This window comes from Pseudarthrobacter sp. AB1, from assembly GCF_014926485.1.
Taxonomy (GTDB): domain Bacteria; phylum Actinomycetota; class Actinomycetes; order Actinomycetales; family Micrococcaceae; genus Arthrobacter.
Genome location: NZ_PZKO01000013.1, coordinates 147,467 through 171,048 on the forward strand (window position 1 = coordinate 147,467; position 23,582 = coordinate 171,048).

The following is a 23,582-nucleotide window of genomic DNA, read 5'->3' on the forward strand; positions in this document are numbered from 1 at the left end:
GGACTTCCTTCGGTCTGTAGGGGGAGTTCTAGCCGAGCAGTTTGCGCTGGCGGTTCTTGTGGCCGGTGTAGGTCTTGAAGGCCTGTTTTGTGGAGTCGAGCTCGGAAACCTGGGAGACGGGAACGTCCCACCATGATTCGGAGCTCGGAGCGTCCAGCAGGGGGTCGGATTCAACGTGGATCAGGATGGGCCCGCCGCGTTCAGGCGCGGCCTTGGCGTCCCTGATTGCCTGCTCGAGTTCGGCGATGACCTTCTCCCCCGGTTCGATCCGGATCACCTTCACGCCGAGGCTTTCGGCGTTCAGGGCCAGGTCCACGGGGAGGGTTTCGCCTTCGTCGAAGCTGTGCTGCTCCTCGTTCAGCGCCCGGTACTGGGTGCCGAAACGCTGCGAACCGAGGGACTCGGACAGCGAGCCGATGGAGGCGTAGCCGTGGTTCTGGATGAGGACCACGATCAGCTTGATGCGTTCGGCGACGGCGGTGACCAGTTCGGTGTGCATCATCAGGTAGGAGCCGTCCCCCACCATGACCACAACGTCCCGGTCCGTGCCGCCGCGCGCGGCTTCTGCGAGCGCGGCGCGCTTGACGCCGAGTCCGCCCGGGATTTCGTAGCCCATGCAGGAGTACGCGTATTCCACGTGGTAGCCGAACGGGTCCCGGACGCGCCACATCTTGTGCAGGTCACCGGGCAGGGAGCCTGCAGCGCAGATGACGACGTCCGCCGCGTCCATGGCCCGGGACGTGGCGCCGATGATCTCGTTCTGGGCCGGCAGCGGGGTGAAGCGGGTGTCGAAGGCTTCGTCCACCGTGGCGTCCCAGCGCTTCTTCTCCGCGGCGATCGTCGCTGCGAGGTCCGCGCCGGCGCGGTAGCCGCCCAGGGCCTGGTTCAGCTTGACCAGTGCCTTGCGGGCATCCGCGACGATCGGCAGCGAAGTGCCGTGCTTGTACGCATCGATCGCGGCGACGTTGATGTTGATGAACTTTACGTCGGGGTTCTGGAACGCGGTCCGCGAGGCAGTGGTGAAGTCCTCGTAGCGCGTACCGATGCCGATGATCAGGTCCGCCTCGGCGGCGATGGCGTTTGCCGCCGTCGTACCCGTGGAGCCGATGGCGCCGAGCGAGAACTCGTGGTCCCAGGGCAGGACGCCGACGCCGGCCTGGGTGTTGCCCACGGGGATGCCCGTCAACTCGGCAAATGCAGCGAGTTCCTCATTGGCGTAGGCGTAGAGGACGCCGCCGCCCGCGATGATCAGCGGGCGTTTGGCGGCCCGGATGGCCTCGGCGGCGCGGCGGATGTCCTCGTCGTCGGCTTCGGGGCGGCGGATGCGCCATTCGCGTTCGGCCAGGAACTCCTCAGGCACGTCAAAGGCTTCGGCCTGGACGTCCTGCGGCAGCGAGATGGTGACGGCACCGGTTTCGGCCGGATCCGTCAGGACGCGCAGGCCGTGGTGGAATGCCGGGAACAGCTGCTCCGGGCGGGAGACCCGGTCAAAGAACTTGGACAGCGGCCGGAATGCGTCGTTGACCGTGATGTCGTAGGCGTACGGCTGCTCGAGCTGCTGCAGGACGGGGTCCGCGGCGCGGGTGGCAAAGGTGTCACTCGGCAACAGCAGCACCGGCAGGCGGTTGGTGGTGGCCAGCGCCGCACCGGTGAGCAGGTTCGAGGATCCCGGACCGATCGAGGTGCTGATGGCAAAGGTCTGGCGGCGGCGGGTATGCCGGGCGTAGCCAACGGCCTGGTGCACCTGGGCCTGCTCGTTGCGGCCCTGGTAGTACGGCATGATCGCCGGATCGAGCTGCTGGTACTGTTTCAAAGCCTGGCCGACGCCGGCAACGTTGCCGTGGCCGAAGATGCCGAACGTCCCCGGAATCAGCCGCTCCCGATAGTCCTCGGTGCCGATGCGGTCCACCGTGTACTGCTTGGACAGGTACTCGACGACGGCCTGGGCGACCGTCATTCTGCGTGTTGCTGTACTCATTGGGACGTTACTCCGATACTTTCGCTGATGACTGCAGCACGGGCGACTTGAGCAGTGAGGCGGCGGTGGCGACGGCCCCGGCCACATCGCCATCGTGCGGGTACAGCAGCGTCCGGCCCACGGTGAGGCCCTGGACGCCGGGCAGGGCCAGGGCGGCCTGCCAGCTGGCGAAGACCTCATCCTGGGCGCCTTCCGGGTCCCCGCCGAGGAGCACGGTGGGCAACGTGGTGGCGGCCATGACACGTTCCATCTCGGCCACCACGGGGAGCTTCATCCAGGTGTAGGCGCTCGTGGAGCCCAGGCCCTGGGCGATCGCGATGGACTTGATGACGGCGTCCGGGCTGAGGTCGTTGCGGACCTTGCCGTTCTGCCAGACCGAAAGGAAGGGTTCCACCATGGCGATCAGCTTGCGTGCGGCGAGGGAGTCGACGGCGCGTGCCGTGGCTTCCAGGGCGGAGACGGTGTCCGGGTCGCCGAGGCAGATGCGGGTCAGCATCTTGCCGCCGTCGGCGCCCAGGGCTTCCAGTGCCGCGGCCGTATGGCCGGTGAAGCGGTCGTCGATTTCGTTGACGAGCCCGGCCAGGCCCCCGCGGTTCATCGAGCCGAAGACGAGCTTGCCTTCCAGTGCCCCCAGCAGGAGCAGGTCATCCATGATGTCCGGGGACGCCAGGACACCATCGACGGCGGGATTTGCCAGGGCAATCTGCAGGCGGTCCAACAAATCGAGGCGGTCCGCCATGGCCACCGGAGCGTTTCCCACGGAGAGGGCGCCGCGGGCCGGGTGGTCGGCGGCAACGATGAAGTTCTGCACACCATACTTCAGCCCCGGATGGCGGCGACGGGTGGCTGCCGCGCGGGCAACTGCGTCGGGATCTTCAAGCCGGAGGGCACTAAGGTGCTGGTAGCGGCGGGGATCATCGTTGGCGCTCAAGACGCTGCTCCTTCGGAAACTGTGGTGTGGGACGGTTGTGAAGCGGCGGCACCGGCCAGGGCCGGTGCCAAGCGGCCGCGTTCGGCCAGCAGCGAGGTGACTTCCTCCGGCGTCGGCATGGCGTCGGCGCAGGAAAGGCGGGAGGCCACAATGGCACCGGCGGCATTCGCGTAATCCAGCACCTGGGCCAGCGGCCAGCCGGACAGCAGTCCGTGGCAGAAAGCTCCGCCAAACGAGTCGCCGGCACCGAGGCCGTTAAGGGTTTCCACCGGGACCGGCGCCGAGACAACGCGTTCGGTGCGGGTCTTAGCCATCACGCCTTCGGGGCCAAGCTTGACGACGGCGATCTCGACGCCAGCGGCCAGCAACCGGTCGGCCTGCTCGTCAGGGGTACCTTCGCCCACGGCGACGGCGCATTCCTTGTCGTTGCCGATGGCAACCGTGACGTGCGGCAGGATCTTGGCAACCTCCGCCCGGGCATCCGCTTCGGAGGCCCAGAACATGGGCCGGTAGTCCAGGTCCAGGATGGTGTACTGGCCTGCCGTGAGCCCGGTCCGCGGACGCGCAGCATGGGCAGCCAGGTGAGCCTCGCGGCTGGGCTCCTGGCACAGGCCGGTCACCGTCGACCAGAAGATTCCGGCCTCGCGGATGGCGTCCAGGTCCAGGTCCGCGGCCTTGATCTGCAGGTCAGGCGCCGTGGGGAAACGCCCGTAGAAGTAGAGCGGAAAATCATCCGGCGGCATAATGGCGCAGAACGTCACCGCGGTGGGCCATTCCTTCACCGGCGTAACGAATGTATCGTCCACGTTGAACTTGCGCAGTTCACGGTGGAGGTATTTTCCGAAGGCGTCGTCGCCGGTGCGCGTGATCACGCCTGAAGTGCGGCCATGTCGCGCAGCGGCCACGGCCACATTGGACGGGGAACCTCCGAGGTACTTTCCGAAGGACGTGACGTCCTCCAGATCCACCCCTATATCGTTCGGGTAGATATCGACACTGATGCGCCCGATCGTGAGCAGTTCGTGGGTCACGGTAATCGAGGACCTTTCTGGTTTGAGCTCCATACCCTGTACAGCAAGAGCTAGAACTCCGGTTCCTGGCCGGGCCCCCGTGAGCGGGACCACAACCACTACCTTGCCCTAGAATCATTGTCCTGTCAAAGGTTTGTACTGACATATTTACAACCTGCACCAGGCCCGAATTGGCGGCCCTCGGGATTACTTCCGGGGGACCGCCAGTTCGCCCGTGACGTACTGCGCCCGCCCGAAGCCGAACGACCAGTCGCCGGCGGCATTCTCCACATAGCCGATGAACACGTCCTCGCCGGCAATATCAAGTTCCGCCAGTCGGGCAGCGATCGCGGCAAAGAGGGATTGCTTGGCCGCTTGGCTGCGGCCACCTTGGGTAAAGATCTGGATCATCACCACATCGGCGGTGCGCTCGAAGCCGAGCCCTGCATCCTGGGCAACAATCTGGCCCTGCGGATGCTCCGTGAGGACGTGGAAGTAGTCGCGTTCCGGAATGGCATACTCGGCGAGGATGGCGTCGTGGATTCCGCGGCTTAGGCGCTGCAACTGTTCGGAGCTGCGCCCTTGATTAACATCGATTCGTACCAGCGGCATTTTTCATCTCCTAGTAGTTTGTCCTGACATACTAACAAACTCCCGAGAGTGTCGGCAAGAAAATCTCCAAATACCCCTTCCATCCGGAGGAGGCCGGCGGTAGGTTTAAACAACCAGATAGTTGATCAATGAGTCAGTTGATTGATGAACCAGAAAGGCCAGCACCATGATGAACACCGACGACGGCAACCTGGACTCGGCTTTTATGGCCCTGGCCGACCCCGTCCGGCGGCGGATCATTGCCCGGCTCAGCCGCGGGCAGGCCACAGTTAACGAGTTGGCGGAACCCTTCGCGATCACCAAACAGGCGGTCTCGAAGCACATCCAGGTCCTCGAGCAGGCAGGGCTCGTCACCCGCAGCAGGGATGCCCAGCGCCGGCCCGTCCACCTGAATCCCGCACGGCTGGAGGCACTCACAGCGTGGATCGACCAGTACCGGCTGGTCCGCGAAGAGCAGTTCCGCAGCCTGGACGCCGTGCTCAGATCCAGTGCCGCCAACGGCGGCAACCACCTAAAGGAATCATCATGAGCAATCCACTGAACCTCACCATTCCTGAAGGACTCCCCTTCATCGACTTCGAGCGGGAGTTCGACTTCCCGGTGGCGGACGTTTTCCGCGCGCACAAGGACCCGGACCTCATTGTCCTGTGGCTCGGCCCGCGTGGCATGAAGATGGAAGTCAACCACTTCGATTTCCGGACCGGCGGCAGCTACAGCTATCTGCACACCGGGCCCGACGGCGTCGCCTACGAATTCAGCGGCGTCTATCACACCGTCCGCGAGAACGAATTTGCCATCCAGACCTTCGAATTCGGCGGCTACCCTGATGTGGTCAGCATCGAGTTCCTCACTTTCGAGGACCTCGGCAACGGCCAGTCCCGCGTCCGCGGCCACTCCGTCTACCCCACCCAGGAGGCCCGCGACGACATGGCCCAGTCAGGCATGGAAGGCGGCATGACCGAGGGCTACGAGCGGCTCGACGAACTGCTCAGCGGCGCCAAGGTTCAGCACAGCACTTAAACGCGCACGACGGCGGCCGGCGACCTTCCTGGAGAAGGTAACCGGCCGCCGTCGTACTGGTGTTCAAGCCTGTCGAGACCTGAAAAAGGTCTACCCGTAGAACTCCGCCGGGTGCGGACCGGTGCGGCCGTCCCGCTCCAGGCCGTCGATGACCGACAGTTCATCCGCGGTCAGGTCGAAGCCGAAGACGTCTAGGTGGTCCAGCCCCCGCTTGTCCAGGTTTGACCGTTTAGTGCAGGACGGCGACGGGCTCGGCAGCCACACGTTCGCCGGGGGCGGCGTCGGCGGATGCCTGCCGGACGGCCCGCTTGGCTCCGGCGGCGGCGATGATCATCACCACGAGCCCCAGCAGCGTAATGCCGGCGCCGGCCCAGATGGGCGAGGTGTAGCCGAGTCCGGCGGTGATAGTCACTCCCCCGAGCCAGGCGCCGAGGGCGTTGCCCACGTTGAAGGCACCGATATTGGCGCCGGACGCGAGCGTGGGGGCGCTGGGGGCATAGTTCATAACACGCATCTGCAGGCCCGGCACCGTGGCGAATCCGAACCCGCCCATCAGGACAATGGAGGCGACGGTGAGCACCTGGTTGCCGGCAGTCAGTGCAAAGCCGATGAGCACAACCACCAGCACGGAGAGCACAACGATCAGCGTGCGGTCCACAGTGCGGTCCGCGGCCTTGCCGCCGATGGTGTTGCCGACAAAGAGGCCCACACCGAAGACGATCAGCAGCCACGGCACGGTGGGGGCGGCGAAGCCGGAGACCTCGGTGAGGGTGAAGGCGATGTAGGTGAAGGCGCCGAACATACCGCCGTAGCCGAGGATCGTGACGAGGATGGAGAGCCACACCTGGCCGGAACGGAAGGCGCGCAGTTCACTGCGCAGTGTTCCGGGCGTGGTGTCGCCGTGGCCGGTCTTCGGAACCAGCGCGAGGATTCCCGCCAGGGCGATGACTCCGATGACGGTGATGGCCCAGAACGTCGAGCGCCAGCCGGCGGCCTGTCCCAGCATGGTGCCGAACGGCACGCCCAGGACGTTGGCGGCGGTGAGCCCGGTGAACATGATGGCAATGGCGCCGGCCTTTTTGGTGGGGGCAACCATGCCTGCGGCCACCACGGCTCCGATCCCGAAGAAGGCACCGTGTGCCAGGGCGGCGATGATCCGGCCGATCATCATCATCCTGTAATCGGGGGCGATGGCGGAGACCAGGTTGCCGGCGATGAACAGCACCAGCAGTACGGCCAGAACGGGCTTGCGTTCGAAGCGGGTCACCGCCGCGGTCAGCACCAAGGCGCCGACCACCACGGCGAGGGCGTATCCGGAGATCAGCCAGCCGGCCGTGGCCTCGCTGACCTGGAAGTCGGCGGCAACCTCGGGCAGCAGGCCCATGATCACGAACTCGGTGAGTCCGATGCCGAACCCGCCGAGGGCGAGGGCTATCAGGCCAATGGGCATGTGGATGCTCCTTTGAAAACTGTACGGAATGAGATACGACGCGTAAGCTAGTAGTTGCAGACGCGTTATTTATTGTTGCACAAGCGGATACGCCGCTCAAGCAACTATTATCGATTGTGCTCCGGCTCACGCCGCCAGGCGGCTGGAGCACCCGCGAGAGGAAAGACAGATGGGCATCAAGGACGACGCGGTGGAGGTCCGGGCACAGGGTTGGCGCACGCTCGCGGCGCTGCACGGCCTGATCGAGGGTGAGCTGGAACGCTCCCTGCAATCTGAATCAAAGCTGTCAGTGGTGGAGTACACCGTGCTGGATGCGCTCAGCCGCCAGGCCGGCTGGCACATGCGCATGCAGCAGCTCGCCCGCGCCACCGCGCTCAGCGCCAGCGCCACCACCCGGCTGGTCAACAGGCTTGAGGACCGCGCCCTGCTGACCCGGATCCTCTGCGCGGACGATCGCCGCGGCATCTACACCGAGCTCACGCCCAGCGGCATCGCCCTGCTGGAGGAAACCCGGCCGGTCCATGACGCCACGCTGGAACGGGCCCTGGCGGATGCCCAGAAGATCCCCGAGCTGGCCGCGCTGGTGGACGCACTCCCGCGGCTCCACGCGAACGCCTAGTCACCGCGCACCCTTGGAGTTTTTGTCCAGATAATGCCCCGAAATCACCTCGCACACGGCATTACCTGGACAAAAACTCCAGGGGGTGCTTAAACAAGCAACGCGGGGTCACTTACGGCCCATCCCACCGAGTGGAACGGGCCGTAAGTGACCCCGCGTTGTACTTCTTGGTGCTAGAGCGCTGCGTAGACTTCGCGCAGCAGCTTGGCGGTCTCGGACGGCGTCTTGCCGACCTTCACGCCTGCAGCCTCGAGGGCTTCCTTCTTGGCCTGGGCGGTTCCAGCGGAACCGGAGACGATGGCGCCGGCGTGGCCCATGGTCTTGCCTTCAGGAGCGGTGAAGCCGGCAACGTAGCCAACAACGGGTTTGGTGACGTGTGCCTTGATGTAGTCGGCAGCACGCTCTTCAGCGTCGCCACCGATTTCGCCGATCATGACGATCGCCTTGGTCTCCGGGTCAGCCTCGAACGCGGCCAGGGCGTCGATGTGCGTGGTACCGATGACGGGGTCGCCGCCGATGCCGATGGCGGTGGAGAAGCCCAGGTCGCGCAGTTCGTACATCATCTGGTAGGTCAAGGTTCCGGACTTGGAAACCAGGCCGATGGGGCCCTTGCCCGTGATGTTGTTCGGCGTGATCCCAACCAGCGCTTCGCCGGGTGTGATGATGCCGGGGCAGTTCGGTCCGATGATGCGTGTGACCTGCTTGCCGTCGGCGTCAACCGTGGACTGGGCCAGTGCCCAGAACTCGGCGGAGTCCTGGACGGGCACGCCTTCGGTGATGACAACGACCAGGCCGATGCCTGCTTCGATGGCTTCAACCACGGCGTTCTTGGTGAAAGCCGGCGGGACGAAGACGATGGAGACGTCGGCGCCGGTTTCGGCAATGGCTTCCTTGACGGTGCCAAAAACGTTGATTTCGGTGTCGCCGTGCAGGACCGTGGTGCCGGCCTTACGGGCGTTGACGCCGCCAACAATGTTGGTGCCGGCCTTCAGCATCAGGGCGGTGTGCTTGGTGCCTTCGCCGCCGGTGATGCCCTGGACGATGACCTTGGAGTCCTTGTTCAGATAGATAGACATGGTGCGTCCCTTTACTTAGCTGCGTTGGCGAGCTCGGCGGCCTTGTCGGCGCCCTCGTCCATGGTGGCGGCCAGGGTAACCAGCGGGTGGTTGGCCTCGGCCAGGATGCGGCGGCCTTCCTCAACATTGTTGCCGTCGAGGCGGACTACCAGCGGCTTGTTCGCGTTGTGGCCCAGCTCGGCCAGCGCACCAACGATGCCCTTGGCTACGGCGTCACACGCGGTGATGCCACCGAAGACGTTCACGAACACGGACTTGACCTGCGGGTCGCCCAGGATGACGTCGAGGCCGGCGGCCATGACCTCGGCGGAAGCTCCACCGCCGATGTCCAGGAAGTTGGCGGGCTTGACGTTGCCGTGGTTTTCACCGGCGTAGGCAACAACGTCCAGGGTGGACATGACCAGGCCTGCACCGTTGCCGATGATGCCCACTTCACCGTCCAGCTTGACGTAGTTCAGGTCCTGCGCCTTGGCCTTGGCCTCGAGCGGATCTGCAGCGTCCTTGTCTTCAAGGAGGGCGTGCTTGGCGTGGCGGAACTCGGCGTTCTCGTCGAGGGAGACCTTGCCGTCCAGTGCCACGATGTCACCGGCGCCGGTCTGGACGAGCGGGTTGACCTCCACGAGGGTGGCGTCTTCCTTCTTGAAGACGTCCCAGAGCTTGAGGATCACGGCGGCGACTTTGCCGCGCAGTTCCTCATCGAAGCCTGCAGCTGCAACGATTTCGTCAGCCTTGGCCTGGTCGATGCCCACAGCGGGATCGATGGCGATTTTGGCGAGCGCCTCGGGGCGTTCGACGGCGAGCTGTTCGATTTCCATGCCGCCTTCTACCGAGCACATGGCCAGGTAGTTGCGGTTGGCCCGGTCCAGCAGGACGGAGAAGTAATACTCCTCGGCAATGTCGGCACCCTGGGCAATCATCACCTTGTTGACGGTGTGGCCCTTGATGTCCATGCCCAGGATGTTGGTGGAGTGCTCAAACGCCTCATCGGCGGTCTTGGCAACCTTGACGCCGCCAGCCTTACCGCGGCCACCGGCCTTAACCTGGGCCTTAACGACAGTTACGCCGCCGATTTTCTCGGCAGCTGCCTTTGCTTCTTCTGGGGTGTACGCCACGATGCCGGCAAGCACGGGTACACCGTGCGCCTCGAACATATCGCGCGCCTGGTATTCAAACAGGTCCACGGTTTAGTGTCCTTCTACGTCGAAGTAGTTTCTGTACAGTCGGGCACCGCCGAAGACGATGACCGGGCTGCGGATTGCCTGCACCTGCCACAAGTTCGAAAACGAGCCACACAGTGCAATGCTCCATTCGGAACTCTAGCCCTCTCTGAGGACCGGCCCGTCCCACAGTACCGCTTATGTGAGAAACGACACTATTCTATGGAGCGTAGAAAAACCCCTAGATTACGGGGTTTTTAGGGCCTCCGTGGGTGCCGCGGAGGCCGTTGCCGCTGCCTTGGAAATAAGTTCGTAGCGGTCCCGTGCCACAAAGAACCCGACGCCGGCAGAGACGTTTCCGCACGCCACGCCGCCGTTGTAGGCGGTACAGCGCAGCCCATTCCGTTCCAGGTTCTGGCCTTCGGCGAGGACCGGCAGTTCCGTCAGCGGGCCGCCTTTATTTCCTTTGGGTCCGTAGGCGGCCTCCATTTGTGTGACGCCGGAACGGCACCCCCCGTACGTTGCCTTGTCCGGGCTGAGCAGCGCCGTGCCGCCCAGGTAGCCCAGGCTGGTGCCGGCGCAGTCGTCGTTGATGTCGCCCGCGGCAGGTTTGGGGTATCCGGCAAGCTCGCAATGCGCCACGGGGACGGTCGCGAGCTTGTTGTTGGCCGCGTCGCTGAAGCTGTTCGACTCATACGGGAGGTTGAGGTGTTCCCCACGGGCCGACGTCAGGGAACAGACAATGTTCCGGTCTTCCGTGATGAAGGACAGAACGTCTCCGCTGGCCCTGAACGCGGCGGGGTCGGTCAGCGCTGCCTGTTCGAGTTGCTCCATAGCCGGCAGCGGGGGCGGCGCTATGTACTCCGGGTCCTCGGTGGTGATGCTGCAGCCAGTGCCTGCCAGCAGGAAGAAGGCGGCCAGGATCCCCAGTACAGTCCGTCGCATGGCCTCCATTATGCCCCGGTAGCGGGCCTCAGCCCGGTGTACGCCTGCCCGCGGCCTCCACGACTGCGGCAGCAGCTTCAGCGGGATCCGCACCCTCGAAGTGCTCCCGCATCTTCCGTGCGCGGCTTTTCCAGCCGGGATCCGCCAGAATCTTTCCCACTGCAGCGGCAATGTCGGCGGGTTTGGGTGATTCAGTTCTGAGGTTTATGCCGACGCCGGCGTATTCCACCCGGGCATTGACGTCACTTTTGCCCTCGTTGATGCCCGCCACTACCAACGGGACACCCTTGGAAAGGCTCAGCTGCGCACCGCCAAATCCGCCGTTGGTGATAAAGACGTCCGTGTAGTCAAAGACCTCCGCGAAGTCCACGTAGTCCCGCACCACCACGTTGGGTTGCGGGTAGCGGGCTGTCAGTGCCTTGGTGCCCTGCCCGCCGGTTGCGACGATGATCAGCGCATTCATGTCCTTGACCGCTTCAAGCGCCGGAACGATGAGTTTGTCCTGGTCGAGTTTGTCCACAGTTCCCTGGGTTATAACGAGTGTTGTGGGATAGGACCGGGGAAACCCGCTGGACCCGGTGCCGGACTGGCTGGCCGCCCGGTACGGCAGGAGTGCACCGACGTAGTGCACTTTGGGGTTGACCCGGCGCCGGGGGAAATCGAGGGATTCCGGGCCGGTCTGGATAATGGCGTCCGAGCACCGGTAGGGTTCGTCCGTCAGCCGGCCTTCCCGCGGAACAGCCTGGCCGTAGGCGGAGTGCTGCTGGCGGTAGCTTTGGGCGGCCGGCCGAAGGATGACCTTATCGGACAGCAGCCCGGCCAGGCCCTGGATGGCCTTCTCCACGGGATTGCGGGGCGGCCGGAACCCGAAGAAGAGCGGGGGTACCTGCGGATCACTTTCCATATTGGGGATCGCAACAAAATTCACCACCGGCTTGCCCATCAGATGCGAAACCAGGCGGTGAATGAACATGGAGCTGTCCACCACGGCAACATCGAAGGGATACTGCAGCGCGGCTTCGCGGACGTCCTCGAAGAAGTGGCTGACGTTGCTGGCGAATATTTTCTCGCCGTCGAAGCCGATTGCGCGTGGGCCTTTCAGCGTGGCCCGCTCCGGGTAGAGCTCATTGAGGTTGTCCGCACGGTGCTCGGTTGCCCTGCGGAAGGGGAAGTGCCGGATTCCCATCCCTCCGAGCTTGTCTGCATAGACGGGCCCCGTGTACCACGCCACCTCGTGGCCGCGGTCCTTGAGCCGCATCGCCACGCCCGTCATGGGATTGAAATGGCCGTCAATGGCCTGGCTGGCGAACAGGATCTTCACGGTAGAGCCCCGAATCTGCTGTGCTCGAGTGGCCTGCGCATCACCGGTTTCCCGGCTACCGGCGGTTCCCCGGTTACGGCGCGTTCCCCGGCTACGGCGCGTTCCCCGGCTACGGGGGCGTTCCTGAACTGTAAGCCAGCGGGCTTGCCCGGACAAGGGCAACCGTGGCTAGGCGTCGAGCTTCGTCAGAGGCGCGTAGCGGAGCAGGAGACGCTTTTCGCCGACGTCGAACTTCACCTTGGCCACCGTTTTGTCTCCCGCACCTTCCAGCGCCAGCACCGTGCCGTTGCCGAAGCTGGTGTGGTTGACCTTGTCACCCACACCGACGGCCACAATCTCCTTCTGCGGCTGGACCCGGTTCCTGGCGATGGCTGCGGGAACGTCCGCGTTGAAGCCTGCCGACGAGTCGGCCGCCGCACCGCGGGACGTGCCGGCGCCCCAGAAGGATCCGCCGTAACGGCTGGAGCCGATCGAGGCACTGCTCCCCCACCCGCCGGACTGCTTGCTGGTGCCTTCGCGTTTCCACTCCACCAGCTCGGCGGGAATTTCCTCGAGGAACTGGCTGGCCGGGTTGTACTGGCTTTGGCCCCACATGCTGCGGACTTCGGACCGGGTGACGTAGAGGCGCTTGCGGGCGCGGGTCAGGCCAACGTAGGCCAGCCGGCGTTCCTCGGCGAGTTCCTTGGGGTCCGTGGCCGAGCGCTGGTGCGGGAACAGCCCGTGTTCCATGCCGGTCAGGAACACCACCGGAAATTCGAGCCCCTTGGCGGTGTGGAGGGTCATCAGTGTGACTACCCCGAGGCGTTTGGCTTCCGCCACGGCGGCGTCGATGTCCGCGCCCGGCGCATCCGGGATCTGGTCGGCATCCGCCACCAAGGACACCTGCTCAAGGAAAGCGCCCAGGGACCCTTCCGGGTTCTCCTGTTCGTATTCACGCACGACGGCGACGAGTTCCGCCAGGTTCTCCACGCGGGACTCATCCTGTGGATCAGTGCTGGAACGCAGTCCCGCAAGGTAACCGGTCTGTTCCAGGACTGCCTCCAGCGCAGCGGCGGCACCCGAACCGGAGGCCACCTCTGCCAGGTCGTCCAGCAGTTTCACAAACCCGAGGACAGCGTTGACGGAACGGGTAGCCATGCCGGGAGCTTCTTCGGCCCGCCGGGCGGCGGCCATAAATGACATCCGTTCGCGCTGGGCCAGCGCGGCCACGGCGCCTTCGGCGCGGTCACCAATGCCGCGTTTGGGTTCGTTGAGCACCCGGCGCAGGTTCACGTCGTCGTCCGGGTTCACCAAAACCCGGAGGTACGCGAGGGCGTCCTTGATTTCCTTGCGGTCGTAGAAGCGTGTGCCGCCCACTACCTTGTACGGCAGGCCAACCCGGACCAGCACATCCTCTATGGAGCGTGACTGGGCGTTGGTGCGGTAGAAGATGGCAACGTCACCGGGGCGGAGGTTGTCCTCGTCCTGGAGCCGGTCAATCTCCTTGGCAATGAACTGGGCCTCGGCGTGCTCGTTCTCGCCCACGTAGCCGATGATCTTGTGCCCGTCGCCCTCTGCCGTCCACAACCGTTTGTCGGGGCGGTTTGGGTTGCGCGAGATCACGGAGTTGGCCGCGCTGAGGATGTTCTGGGTGGAGCGGTAGTTCTGCTCCAGTTTGATGGTCCGGGCGTCCGGGTAGTCCTTCTCGAACTCCACGATGTTGCGGATGTCAGCGCCGCGGAACGCGTAGATTGACTGGTCGGAGTCGCCAACGACGGTGAGCTCGGATGCTCCGGGGCCCTCACCCACGATCTCGCGGACCAGGGCGTACTGGGCGTGGTTGGTGTCCTGGTATTCGTCCACGAGGACGTGCCGGAAACGCCGCCGGTAGGAATCGGCGAGCGCGGGGAAGGCGCGGAACATGTAGACGGTCTCGGCAATGAGGTCATCGAAGTCCATGGCGTTGGCCTGGCGAAGCCGCTGGGTGTAGCCCTTGAAGACGTCAGCCACGGCGGACTCGAAGGGATCGTTGTGGTTCGCGGATGACGCGTAGGAATCGGCGTCGATGAGCTCGTTCTTGAGCGCGGAGATCTTGTGCTGGATGGCCTTGGGCGCGAACTTCTTGGGGTCCAGGTCCAGGCTCTTGGAAACCTGGATAACCAGCCGCAGCGAGTCCGCGGAGTCGTAGATGGAGAAGTTTGACTTCCGGCCCACGTTGGCGGCCTCCTGGCGCAGGATACGCACGCAGGACGAGTGGAACGTGGAGATCCACATGATCTTGGCACGTCCACCCACCAGGGCAGCGATGCGCTCCCGCATCTCGGCGGCGGCCTTGTTGGTGAACGTGATGGCCAGGATCTCACCGTAGTGCGCACGGTGGGTGGCAATGAGGTACGCGATCCGGTTGCTGAGGACGCGGGTTTTTCCCGAACCGGCGCCGGCCACAATAAGCAGGGCTCCACCGGCGTGCTTAACGGCCTCTTCCTGCTGCGGGTTCAGTCCCTGCAGGAGCTCCTCGGCGTTCGGCCGGTGGTGGGCCTGCTCGCCGCTGCCGTCACGAGCGGGCTGCTGGTTGGCCCAGCCGCCCGTGTGCTGGGCGCCTTCTCCGGCTGCGTGGTCGGAGCCGTTGGCGGACGCGCCGGCAGGCCCCCCGCCACCGAATTCGGCGGCCGCAGCAAGGCCTTCCGGGCGCGACTTGGTGCGGGCGGAGGCTGGCGTGGCGGCCTTGAACGGTCCGTCAGAGTACGGGTCAAACAACATATCCATGGTGCCTACAAGTCTAGGCGGTGGGGCTGACAGTCAGGTCCAACCCTGTGGATAACACCGCGAGCCAACCCCGGACGCGCGCAATAGCAGGCCCGGACTCAGGCCACGGAGCCCGACTCGAGGGCGGCACGCAACTCCCGCACCGCCGTCGTGCCTCCCGCCATAAACCAGTCCAAGCCGTTGATCCGGACCGTGTCGGTGGCGCCGCCGGCGGCCCGCACGATTGCTTTGCCGGGCAGCCAGTCCCACTCCGGGCAGCTGTGCTGGAACCAGCATCCCAGCTGGCCATCGGCCACCCTGCCCAGGTCGCAGGACCCGGAGCCGAACATGCGCAGCGCCGCGGCGGACGTGGCGGCAGCGTGCCACGGCATGGCGCAGAGCGGATCCATCAGCCAGGTGGGATGGATGTAGGTGGCGGCGCCGAGTTCGGCGAGTGCGGTCGCGTTACGTGCCCCGCCGTCCGGGACAGCGCCCGGGCCATGGTAGGTGGTAAGGGCCTCGCCGTTCAGCGTGGCGGCGCGGGCCGTACCGCCGAGCCAGAGCTTGTCCTCCTCCGGCTGGAATATCGCGCCAAGCAGTACATCGGATGTGTCTCTAAGGGCAATGGCCGAGCACCAGTACGTTGACCCGTGCAGGAAGTTGTAGGTGCCGTCCACGGGGTCGATCACCCAGGTACGGCCGCTGGTGCCGGCCACCGAGGCGCCCTCCTCCCCCAGGATGCCATCCTCCGGCCGGCAGCGCTGCAGCTGCTCCAGCACATAGGCCTCCGCGGCGTGGTCCGCGGCGGTCACCACGTCGGAGATGGAGGTTTTCTGCTGGGACTGCAGTCCGGCCATGCGCATCAGGAGGGCGAGCTGCCCGGCTTCGCGCACCAGGGCGGATGCCAGCTGGTAGTCGTCCAGGGCGGGGTCAAGTTCAAGGGTGCTGTGCCGGCCAATGGTCATGGACCCAGTTTAGGTGGAGTGATAATGGAGCCATGGCCAAAACCCCAGCGCAGCGGATCAAGAAGCACGGCTCCAAGGCGGCTGTTCCGCAGCACAGCCTTCCGCCGGTCATCAACCCCACCACCGGCCGTTCGCCGCAGAAGGCCCAGAACAACACCAACCTGATCCTCATCGCGGGCGTGACGGTGAGCCTTTTCCTGTTCTGGTACGTCCACCTGCTCACGCTGCAGCAGCTCACCCAGCTCTCCGGCGAGCTGGCCATGCCCGACTCGCTCGTGGGCGGTTTTGACGCCGGCTACGTTGGCCAACTGAACGCCGTGATGAATGACGACGCCCGCGGCCAGCTCAACTACGTCCACAAAACAGCCGGCACGCTGTTCCCGCTGATCTTCGGCTTCACGTGGCTGCTCCTGATCGGGACCAACGTCGCCAAAAAGTCGCTCCGCTGGGCTCTCTGGGCGGTGCCGCTGCTGTTTGTGGTGGTCCGGCTGTGGGGCAATGTCGCCATCGACGCCGCGCTGGGATCGGAAACGGTCGACGCCGGCCAGGTCGCCTTGGCGTCCGGGCTTACCGTTGCGGGGTGGGTGCTGTTCGTTCTTAGCCTGCTGACGGGGGCCGCGGCAGTGTTCCTGCGCAAAAAGCCCGCAAAAACCGGCTAGGCCCACGCGGCAGCAGTAGCGCGCCCGTCCTTGCGCTGCCGGCGCACCCGTTGGGCGATCACGAGGCCCGCGGCCGCCACGCCTACGGTGACCGGATAACCCATCAGCCGTTCCAGCGTGCCCGGCTCCGGCACGTCCATGCGCGTGAGGCCGCCGGTCACCAGCGCGGCGAGCGACACCAGCCCGCACACCAGCACGAACCACCCCAGGGGCGTCTGCCGCAGCCACAACACGCCCAGCAACAGCAGAGCCAACGCGCCGGCCAGGAAGTACATCAACGCGCCGACGAAGTGCCAGCCGGAGCCGACGTCTTCCGGCACCAGACCCACGATCATGGTCCCTGCACCGGCGGCGCCGGTCAGGATCCGAACGCTGACCGCAGCCAGCCAGGGCTTCCGGCGCGCCGGCTGGACCCTGGCCCCGGCCCGGGCGGCGACACACAGCAGCCCCGAGCCCAACAGCAGCGCACCGAGCAGCATCCCCAGGCCCTGGACCACAAACGAGGCGTTCATCAGCCAATGCAGCGGCGAACACACGTCCCGTCCGTCGTAGATCCCGCAGTTAAGCGCGCCGAGGTCGCTGATGTATCCGGTCCGGCGGTCGTAGGGTTGCGGGCCGCCCCAGGCTCCGATCACGGCCGTTTCCGCCACAAAATACTGCAGGACACTCAGGACGGACCAGGCGCCGACGTACTGGCGGGTGGAGGCTGTGTCCGGGAGGTAGGCGCCGGCGGGGGCGGACATCGGGGCTGATCTCATGCCAAGAGCGTAGTACGGCCCACCACCTTGTATGCTTGTATCCGTGTCCGGACGGACCGGCCCTGCCGGTACAGCGGACATGCGCCCTCGTAGCTCAGTGGATAGAGCACGGCTCTCCTAAAGCCGGTGTCGTTGGTTCGATTCCAATCGAGGGCACTTGAATCTTCCTCCACCGGAGTTCGACCTCCGCGCCTACCTGCTCGACCCCCCGCCGGCCGGGAACTTTCCCGTTCAGGGGAACTGGGCCGTCGAACGGCAGCTGCTGGACCGGTCCACCGGCACCCACGGAACCTTTGTCGGCGTCGTACGTTTGTCCCCCACGCACGACGGCGGCCTGGACTTCCGTGAAGAAGGCACCATGCGTTGGCCCACGTTTACCGGCCCAGCCTCGCGTGAATACGTCCTGAAACCCGCCGCCCGGCCGGACGCCCTGAACGTGCTTTTTGCCGACGGGCGGCCCTTCCACCGGATGAGTTTCAGCCCGGAGGCCAGCCAGGACCGGCACTGGTGCGATCCCGATACGTACCGCGTGGCGTACAACTACGAAGGTGCGGACGCATTCAGTTACACCTGGGATGTGACCGGCCCGCGCAAGGACCTGCTGCTGACGTCTGCCCTGAAGCGACTGGTCTGAAGCGGCACGTCGGAACAGGCTAGGCTCGGTACCGTGAAAGCCCGCATCGTTGTCTCCGCCGTCTGTGTCTTCGACGACGCCGGCCGGCTCCTGACCGTCCGCAAGCGCGGCACCAGCATCTTTATGCACCCCGGCGGCAAGCCCGAAGCCGGCGAAACCGCCGTGCACGCCGCGGCGCGGGAACTTCAGGAGGAAGTGGGGATCGTGGTGGATCCGCACGAGCTGGCGCTGATGGGCGTCTGGATCGCCGACGCCGCGAACGAGGCCGCCACGGACATCGAGGCCACCGTGTTTACGGCACCCGGAACCTGGACGGCACACCCCTCAGCTGAGATCGCCGAGATCCGCTGGCTGGACCTGGCAGCGCTGGACCGGGGCGCGCCGCTGCCCGCAGACCTCGCCCCACTGCTCACCGACCACATCCTGCCGGAACTGGCCGCGCTGCGCCGCTGAGAACTGGGGCTAGAACTCCGGAACGGCTTCCGCTGCCACGGCCGTGGCCTCGGCGAACTGCGTCTGGTACAGCTCGGCGTACCGGCCGTCGGCGGCCAGCAGCTCCGTGTGGCTCCCGCGCTCCACGATCTGCCCGCCCTCCACCACCAGGATGACGTCGGCGGCACGGATGGTGGACAGCCGGTGGGCAATCACGACGGCGGTGCGCCCCTCGAGCGCGGCCCCCAAGGCCGCCTGCACGGCGGCTTCGTTCGTTGAATCCAGCGCGGCGGTGGCCTCGTCGAGGATGACCACCCGGGGCTGGGAGATCAGCAGCCGGGCGATGGTGAGGCGCTGGCGCTCGCCGCCGGAGAGCCGGTAGCCGCGCTCCCCCACCACGGTGTCCAGGCCGTCGGGCAGGGACCGGATCATGGTCTCGAGGCGGGCCTGCCGGATGGCGTCCCACATGTCCTCTTCGGTGGCGTCCGGCCGGGCGAGCCGGAGGTTGGACGCGATCGACTCGTGGAAAAGGTGCCCGTCCTGGGTGACCATGCCCAGGGTGTCCCGCAGGGAATCGAAGGTGGCGTCCCGGACGTCCAGCCCCGTCCCGGGAAGGGTGCCGCCGAGCCGCACAGCGCCGGAATCGACGTCGTACAGCCGGGAAAGCAGCTGCGCGATAGTGGACTTTCCGGCACCCGATGAACCCACCAGGGCAACGGTCTGCCCCGGTTCCACGCGGAAACTGATGCCATGCAGCACCTCTTCGCCGCCGCGGGTGTCCAGGGTGGACACTTCCTCGAGCGAGGCCAGTGAGACCTTGTCCGCGGAGGGGTAGGCGAAGCGGACGTCGTCGAACTCCACCGAAACGTGTCCCGGCGGGATGGCCACGGCGTCGGGCTTCTGTTGGATCAGGGGCTTGAGGTCCAGGATCTCGAAGACCCGCTCGAAGCTGACCAGGGCACTCATGATTTCCACGCGGGCGTTGGACAGGGCGGTGAGCGGGGCGTACAGGCGGGTCAGCAGCAGTGCCAGCACCACGACGTCGCCCGCGGCGAGCTGCCCGCCAATGGCCAGCCAGCCGCCCAGCCCGTAGACCAGCGCCAAGGCGAGCGCGGAGACCAGCGTCAGCGCGGTGACGAAGGTGAACTGCAGCATGGCGGTGCGGACGCCGATGTCCCGGACACGGCCGGCCCGGAGAGCGAACTCGCGGGATTCCTCATCCGGCCGGCCGAAGAGCTTCACCAGCGTGGCGCCCGGAGCGGAGAACCGCTCGGTCATCTGGGTGCCCATGGCTGCGTTGTGGTCTGCGGCCTCACGGCGCAGGTCCGCGAGCCGGGAGCCCATCCGGCGGGCTGGGATGAGGAAGATCGGCAGCAGGATCATGGCGAGCACAGTGACCTGCCAGGAGGTCCCGAGCATCACGATCAGCGTCAGGATCAGGGCCACCACGTTGCTGACCACACCGGAAAGGGTTCCGGCGAAGGCGGACTGGGCGCCGATGACGTCGTTGTTCAGCCGGCTGACCAGGGCCCCGGTGCGGGTACGGGTAAAGAACGCAATGGGCATCTTCTGCACATGGTCAAAGACCCGGGTGCGCAGGTCCACGATCACGCCTTCGCCGATGTTGGAGGACAGCCAGCGGCTGACGAGTCCCACCCCTGCTTCGGCTACGGCCACCACGGCGATCAGCATCGCCAGCCGGATCACTTCGTCGGTACCCGCCTTGGCCACGATGGTGTCAACCACCTGGCCGGCCAGCACGGGCGTGGCGACAGCCAGGAACGCCATCACAATGGACAGCGCCACAAACGCGATCAGTTTTGTCCGGTGGGGGCGGGCGAAACCCAGCACCCGCTTCAGGGTTGCCTTGGAGAAGGGCCGGGAGCCGTTCTTGGCCCGGGAGATGTTGTACAGGGAGTGCCAGGCAACGCCGTCCATGCTCATCGCTGTTGCTCCGTTGCGTCTGCCATCAGTTCAGTTACCGTTCCGTTGTCCACATTCCACCGTACATCCAGCCGCACGTTCTCCAGCAGCCTCCTATCGTGCGTCACCAGCAGCAGCGCGCCCTCGTAGCTTTCCAGGGCCTCTTCCAGCTGCTCGATGGCGGGCAGGTCCAGGTGATTGGTGGGTTCATCCAGAACCAGCAGGTTCACTCCCCGTGCCTGCAGCAACGCCAAGGCGGCGCGGGTGCGTTCCCCCGGCGACAGCGAATCCACCTGGCGTGTGGTGTGGTCCGCCTTCAGCCCGAACTTGGCCAGCAGGGTACGGACCTCCGCCGGCGTCAGGTCCGTGAGCACGGCTTCGACGGCGTCGCCAAGGTTAAGATGGCCTGCCAGCAGCCCGCGGGCTTGGTCAATTTCGCCGACGGCTACCGAGGCGCCCATGGCCGCGTTGCCGGCATCAGGCGGCTGGAGGCCCAGGAGCAGGCGCAGCAGCGTCGACTTGCCGGCTCCATTGGGGCCAGTGATCCCGATCCGCTCCCCCGCGTTAAGCTGCAGGTTCACCGGGCCCAGCGTGAAGCTTCCCTGCTTCACGACGGCGTCACGCAAGGTGGCCACCACCGCGCTGGAGCGTGGCGCCTGGCCGATGGTGAACTGCAGCTGCCATTCCTTCCGCGGCTCCTCCACCACGTCCAGCCGGGCAATCCGGGATTCCATCTGCCGGACCTTCTGTGCCTGCTTTTCCGATGACTCGGTGCTGGCGGCCCGGCGGATCTTGTCATTGTCCGGGCTCTTCTTCATGGCGTTCCGCACGCCCTGGGAGCTCCATTCGCGCTGGGTCCGGGCACGGGAGACCAGGTCTGCCTTGGTGGAGGCGAAGTCCTCGAACTTTTCCCTCGCGTGGCGCCGCGCCACGGCGCGCTCCTCGAGGAAGGCCTCGTAACCGCCGTCGTAGACCGCCACGGAATTCTGCGCCAGGTCCAGTTCCACAATGGTGGTGACGCAGCGGGCCAGGAACTCACGGTCATGGGAGACCAGCACCACACCGCCGCGCAGGCCCTGGACAAAAGCTTCCAGTTTGGCCAGGCCGGCGAGGTCAAGGTCGTTGGTGGGCTCGTCCAGCAGCACAACATCGAAACGGCTGAGCAGGAGCGCGGCGAGTGCCACGCGGGCGGCCTGGCCGCCGGAGAGCCCGGTCATGGGAGCGTCGGCTCCGGTGTCCAGGCCGAGGTCGGCCAGGACGGGCGGGATGCGTTCGTCGAGGTCTGCCGCGCCGGAGGCCATCCAGCGGTCAAAGGCCAGCGAGTAGGCGTCATCGGCTCCCGTTGCGCCGGAGCCCAATGCCTCTGCGGTGGATTCCATCTCCACGGTCGCCTGGGCGCAGCCGGTCCGGCGGGCGATGTAGCCGGCCACGGTTTCGCCGGCGACGCGCTCGTGTTCCTGGGGCAGCCAGCCCACAAAGGCATCGGAGGGGGCGAGGCTGACGCTGCCGCCCTGTGGCTGGTCCACCCCGGCCAGCAGGCGCAGCAGGGTGGATTTGCCGGCGCCGTTGGCGCCCACTACTCCCACCACGTCGCCCGGGGCGACCGTGAGGGAAAGTTTGGCGAACAGTGTCCGGTGGTCGTGGCCGCCGGAAAGATCTTTGGCAACAAGGGTTGCAGTCATAGGTTGGTCCGTCCTCTCCCCGCCGCCCGGCCGGAGGAGCCCGCCTGAATCGGCCCGAAACTGCGGTGAATCCGCAATGTGCCGCCCCCGAAAAGTGCCGGGGCACTAAAGAGCCCGCCGGTCCGGACTTGGGGGGTGTACGGACCAACGGGCTCGACCATCAAGCATAGTCGACTCAGCACGCGGCACCAAACCGCCCGCGGGACATCAGGCTAAAATCAGAAGCGACCATCCGTTCTGCAGAGAGCCGTTATGCCCATACCTGCCAAAGCGTTCCAGCGCTGGCTGCACGGCATCGCCCCCCACACGAGCACGTCAGACGTCTGCCGCGTGTCCGGCATCAAGCGCACCACACTGGCCCAGCAGCTTGTCCGGGGCAAGGTGGCAGAGGCAACTGTGGTCAACATCAGCCGCGCGTATAACGTCAACCCCGTCTCGGCGCTGGCGGCGTTCGATGCCTACCGCCAGCTCACGGACCCGTACCCGCCCACCAGGGCTGAACTGGTCAGCCAGATCTCCACCGCGGACCTCCTGCGGGCGGTTTTGGCCCGTTCCTCCGCGGACCCGGGCGGCGCGCCGGCGGCTGCCGCGGCTGCCGAGCGGGCCGGTTCGCCAGCGTTGGAGCCGGCCCCGCACGCCACCTCGGTCAAGAACTGGGTGGAGGCCATCGACGACGGCGAACTGCGGCACCGGGTCTCCGCTGCCACCGGAATCGCCCCGCAGAACTATTCGGCGCAACTGACCGCGAACCGGCTGGCGCCCGAACTGGCGGTTGCCACCTCCCTTGCCGCCGGTGTCGGCCCTGCCAGCGGCCTGGTGGCCACCGGGCTCGTCACGGAGGCGGAGGCAGGCTGGCCTCCCGGGGCTCGGCAGGCCGCGCTCGACAGCCTGTCCGACGGCGAGCTGACCACGCTGGCCGGTGACCGGCTGCAGACACTCGGCCGGGCCCTCCGCCGGCAGGAACATGACCATGAAAAGACCGAAAAGATCTGGGAGAACCTGGGATGATCGGAATCCTGCAATGGTCCACGCTGACTGTCTGCGGCCTGGTGGCCATCGCGCGCGTTCCCAGTGCCCTGAAGGGGAAGAACAGGACAGTCTTCTACATCTTTGCCCTGATGACGCTCGCCACCCTGCTCAGCATCCAGGCGCCCTACGTTGCCATCGACCAGGCGCTCGGCGGGGTTAACGTGGCCAACCTCCTGCTCCGCTTTGTCATCTTCGCCGCTATTTTCTTCGTGGGTATCCGCGTCACCCGGGGCTTTGGGGCCGACGACGCCTACCGGCTGCTCACCGGACGGATCGGGATGGCCGTCCTGGGCCTGACCTCCCTGACCGTGCTTGGTGTGTTTCTCATGATGGATACCTCGGGATCCTCCGCGGGCCTGGCATCGGTGTCAGTCAAGGACGCGCGGAACGGACTGCTGGCTGAATACTACGGGGCCGCCGGCCGCGCCTACCCTGCCTACGTTTCGCTGGTCCTGCTTCCAGCCATGGTCCGGGCCTGCCGGAGCAACCTTCCGGGCTTAATCAGGGTGGCGGCATTGCTGCTGGTTCTCGGATCGGTTGCCATTGGCGCGAGTCTGTTGTTCCCGGTGTTCCCACCGGCGCTTGACTCAGTGGAGTTTGTCATCAACTACACCGCCGTCCTTTGCTTTGTCATCGGGCTGGCGCTGATCTGGCTAG

General features: G+C 65.9%; 23 protein-coding genes and 1 tRNA gene. 9 read left to right on the forward strand and 15 right to left on the reverse strand.

Features of this window, described 5'->3' with window-relative positions; genetic code table 11:
* Positions 1-28 precede the first annotated feature (28 nt).
* The 4 genes from iolD to DAD99_RS04460 all read right to left on the reverse strand — a co-directional run bounded on the left by iolD (position 29) and on the right by DAD99_RS04460 (position 4,531).
* Entirely contained in the window at positions 29-1,978 is a 1,950-nt protein-coding gene (gene iolD / locus DAD99_RS04445; RefSeq protein WP_193340510.1) for a 3D-(3,5/4)-trihydroxycyclohexane-1,2-dione acylhydrolase (decyclizing), read from the reverse strand.
* Between the two features lie 7 nt (positions 1,979-1,985).
* Positions 1,986-2,909 carry a deoxyribose-phosphate aldolase gene (locus tag DAD99_RS04450; protein ID WP_193340511.1) on the reverse strand — a complete coding sequence of 308 codons (924 nt, stop codon included), beginning with the start codon at positions 2,907-2,909 and terminating at the stop codon, positions 1,986-1,988.
* Positions 2,906-3,940, reverse strand: coding sequence for a 5-dehydro-2-deoxygluconokinase (gene iolC / locus DAD99_RS04455; RefSeq protein WP_193340512.1), 1,035 nt, complete (start codon positions 3,938-3,940; stop codon positions 2,906-2,908). The genes DAD99_RS04450 and iolC overlap by 4 nt, the downstream gene beginning before the upstream one ends.
* A 186-nt stretch (positions 3,941-4,126) precedes the next feature.
* A complete protein-coding gene (locus DAD99_RS04460; protein ID WP_185263654.1) occupies positions 4,127-4,531 on the reverse strand; it encodes a tautomerase family protein in 405 nt (134 codons plus the stop codon).
* A gap of 169 nt (positions 4,532-4,700) precedes the next feature.
* On the opposite strand from DAD99_RS04460, the gene DAD99_RS04465 reads away from it, so the two are divergent.
* Positions 4,701-5,060: a helix-turn-helix transcriptional regulator gene (locus tag DAD99_RS04465; RefSeq protein ID WP_193340537.1), complete on the forward strand. Its 360-nt coding sequence runs from the start codon at positions 4,701-4,703 to the stop codon at positions 5,058-5,060.
* Positions 5,057-5,551 carry an SRPBCC family protein gene (locus DAD99_RS04470; RefSeq protein WP_193340513.1) on the forward strand — a complete coding sequence of 165 codons (495 nt, stop codon included), beginning with the start codon at positions 5,057-5,059 and terminating at the stop codon, positions 5,549-5,551. The genes DAD99_RS04465 and DAD99_RS04470 overlap by 4 nt, the downstream gene beginning before the upstream one ends.
* Positions 5,552-5,641: 90 nt before the next feature.
* Here DAD99_RS04470 and DAD99_RS21510 read toward each other — a convergent pair whose 3' ends face one another.
* Together DAD99_RS21510 and DAD99_RS04480 are read right to left on the reverse strand one after the other, a co-directional pair.
* A complete protein-coding gene (locus tag DAD99_RS21510) occupies positions 5,642-5,815 on the reverse strand; it encodes a hypothetical protein (RefSeq protein ID WP_227007642.1) in 174 nt (57 codons plus the stop codon).
* Positions 5,781-7,001 carry an MFS transporter gene (locus tag DAD99_RS04480; RefSeq protein ID WP_193340514.1) on the reverse strand — a complete coding sequence of 407 codons (1,221 nt, stop codon included), beginning with the start codon at positions 6,999-7,001 and terminating at the stop codon, positions 5,781-5,783. The genes DAD99_RS21510 and DAD99_RS04480 overlap by 35 nt, the downstream gene beginning before the upstream one ends.
* Positions 7,002-7,170: 169 nt before the next feature.
* Here DAD99_RS04480 and DAD99_RS04485 point away from each other — a divergent pair, with 169 nt between their 5' ends.
* Positions 7,171-7,620, forward strand: coding sequence for a MarR family winged helix-turn-helix transcriptional regulator (locus tag DAD99_RS04485; RefSeq protein WP_193340515.1), 450 nt, complete (start codon positions 7,171-7,173; stop codon positions 7,618-7,620).
* A gap of 173 nt (positions 7,621-7,793) precedes the next feature.
* On the opposite strand, the gene sucD is transcribed toward DAD99_RS04485, so the two are convergent.
* From sucD to DAD99_RS04515, 6 genes are all read right to left on the reverse strand, one after another.
* A complete protein-coding gene (sucD, locus tag DAD99_RS04490) occupies positions 7,794-8,696 on the reverse strand; it encodes a succinate--CoA ligase subunit alpha (protein ID WP_056346687.1) in 903 nt (300 codons plus the stop codon).
* A gap of 11 nt (positions 8,697-8,707) precedes the next feature.
* Entirely contained in the window at positions 8,708-9,877 is a 1,170-nt protein-coding gene (sucC, locus tag DAD99_RS04495; protein WP_185262655.1) for an ADP-forming succinate--CoA ligase subunit beta, read from the reverse strand.
* Positions 9,878-10,099: 222 nt separating this feature from the next.
* Entirely contained in the window at positions 10,100-10,807 is a 708-nt protein-coding gene (locus DAD99_RS04500) for a hypothetical protein (protein WP_193340516.1), read from the reverse strand.
* A gap of 19 nt (positions 10,808-10,826) precedes the next feature.
* Positions 10,827-12,119: a glycosyltransferase gene (locus DAD99_RS04505; RefSeq protein WP_193340517.1), complete on the reverse strand. Its 1,293-nt coding sequence runs from the start codon at positions 12,117-12,119 to the stop codon at positions 10,827-10,829.
* 168 nt (positions 12,120-12,287) lie between these two features.
* Positions 12,288-14,858 carry a DNA helicase PcrA gene (gene pcrA / locus DAD99_RS04510; protein ID WP_375372174.1) on the reverse strand — a complete coding sequence of 857 codons (2,571 nt, stop codon included), beginning with the start codon at positions 14,856-14,858 and terminating at the stop codon, positions 12,288-12,290.
* A gap of 104 nt (positions 14,859-14,962) precedes the next feature.
* A complete protein-coding gene (locus tag DAD99_RS04515) occupies positions 14,963-15,808 on the reverse strand; it encodes an inositol monophosphatase family protein (protein WP_193340519.1) in 846 nt (281 codons plus the stop codon).
* 32 nt (positions 15,809-15,840) lie between these two features.
* Between DAD99_RS04515 and DAD99_RS04520 the strand changes: the two genes are divergently transcribed.
* A complete protein-coding gene (locus tag DAD99_RS04520) occupies positions 15,841-16,467 on the forward strand; it encodes a hypothetical protein (protein WP_193340520.1) in 627 nt (208 codons plus the stop codon).
* On the opposite strand, the gene DAD99_RS04525 is transcribed toward DAD99_RS04520, so the two are convergent.
* Positions 16,464-17,225 carry a DUF998 domain-containing protein gene (locus DAD99_RS04525; RefSeq protein WP_193340521.1) on the reverse strand — a complete coding sequence of 254 codons (762 nt, stop codon included), beginning with the start codon at positions 17,223-17,225 and terminating at the stop codon, positions 16,464-16,466. The genes DAD99_RS04520 and DAD99_RS04525 overlap by 4 nt on opposite strands.
* Before the next feature lie 83 nt (positions 17,226-17,308).
* Here DAD99_RS04525 and DAD99_RS04530 point away from each other — a divergent pair.
* The 3 genes from DAD99_RS04530 to DAD99_RS04540 all read left to right on the forward strand — a co-directional run bounded on the left by DAD99_RS04530 (position 17,309) and on the right by DAD99_RS04540 (position 18,312).
* Positions 17,309-17,381, forward strand: a tRNA-Arg gene (locus DAD99_RS04530).
* A 1-nt stretch (position 17,382) separates the two neighbouring features.
* Positions 17,383-17,859: a DUF6314 family protein gene (locus DAD99_RS04535; protein WP_227007643.1), complete on the forward strand. Its 477-nt coding sequence runs from the start codon at positions 17,383-17,385 to the stop codon at positions 17,857-17,859.
* Between the two features lie 33 nt (positions 17,860-17,892).
* On the forward strand, positions 17,893-18,312 hold the full coding sequence (locus tag DAD99_RS04540; protein WP_193340522.1) for an NUDIX domain-containing protein: 420 nt from the start codon (positions 17,893-17,895) through the stop codon (positions 18,310-18,312).
* Positions 18,313-18,321: 9 nt separating this feature from the next.
* Here DAD99_RS04540 and DAD99_RS04545 read toward each other — a convergent pair whose 3' ends face one another.
* Complete coding sequence (locus DAD99_RS04545; protein ID WP_185262647.1) at positions 18,322-20,235, reverse strand: ABC transporter ATP-binding protein; 1,914 nt, start codon at positions 20,233-20,235, stop codon at positions 18,322-18,324.
* Positions 20,232-21,896 (reverse strand): ABC-F family ATP-binding cassette domain-containing protein, encoded by a 1,665-nt coding sequence (locus DAD99_RS04550; protein WP_193340523.1) that lies wholly within the window; start codon positions 21,894-21,896, stop codon positions 20,232-20,234. Before DAD99_RS04550 ends, DAD99_RS04545 begins: the two co-directional genes overlap by 4 nt.
* A 252-nt stretch (positions 21,897-22,148) precedes the next feature.
* Here DAD99_RS04550 and DAD99_RS04555 point away from each other — a divergent pair, with 252 nt between their 5' ends.
* A complete protein-coding gene (locus DAD99_RS04555) occupies positions 22,149-22,904 on the forward strand; it encodes a hypothetical protein (protein ID WP_193340524.1) in 756 nt (251 codons plus the stop codon).
* Positions 22,901-23,582, forward strand: a 682-nt coding sequence (locus DAD99_RS04560; protein WP_193340525.1) for a hypothetical protein, incomplete at its 3' end; no start/stop codon positions are given. The genes DAD99_RS04555 and DAD99_RS04560, both read left to right, overlap by 4 nt.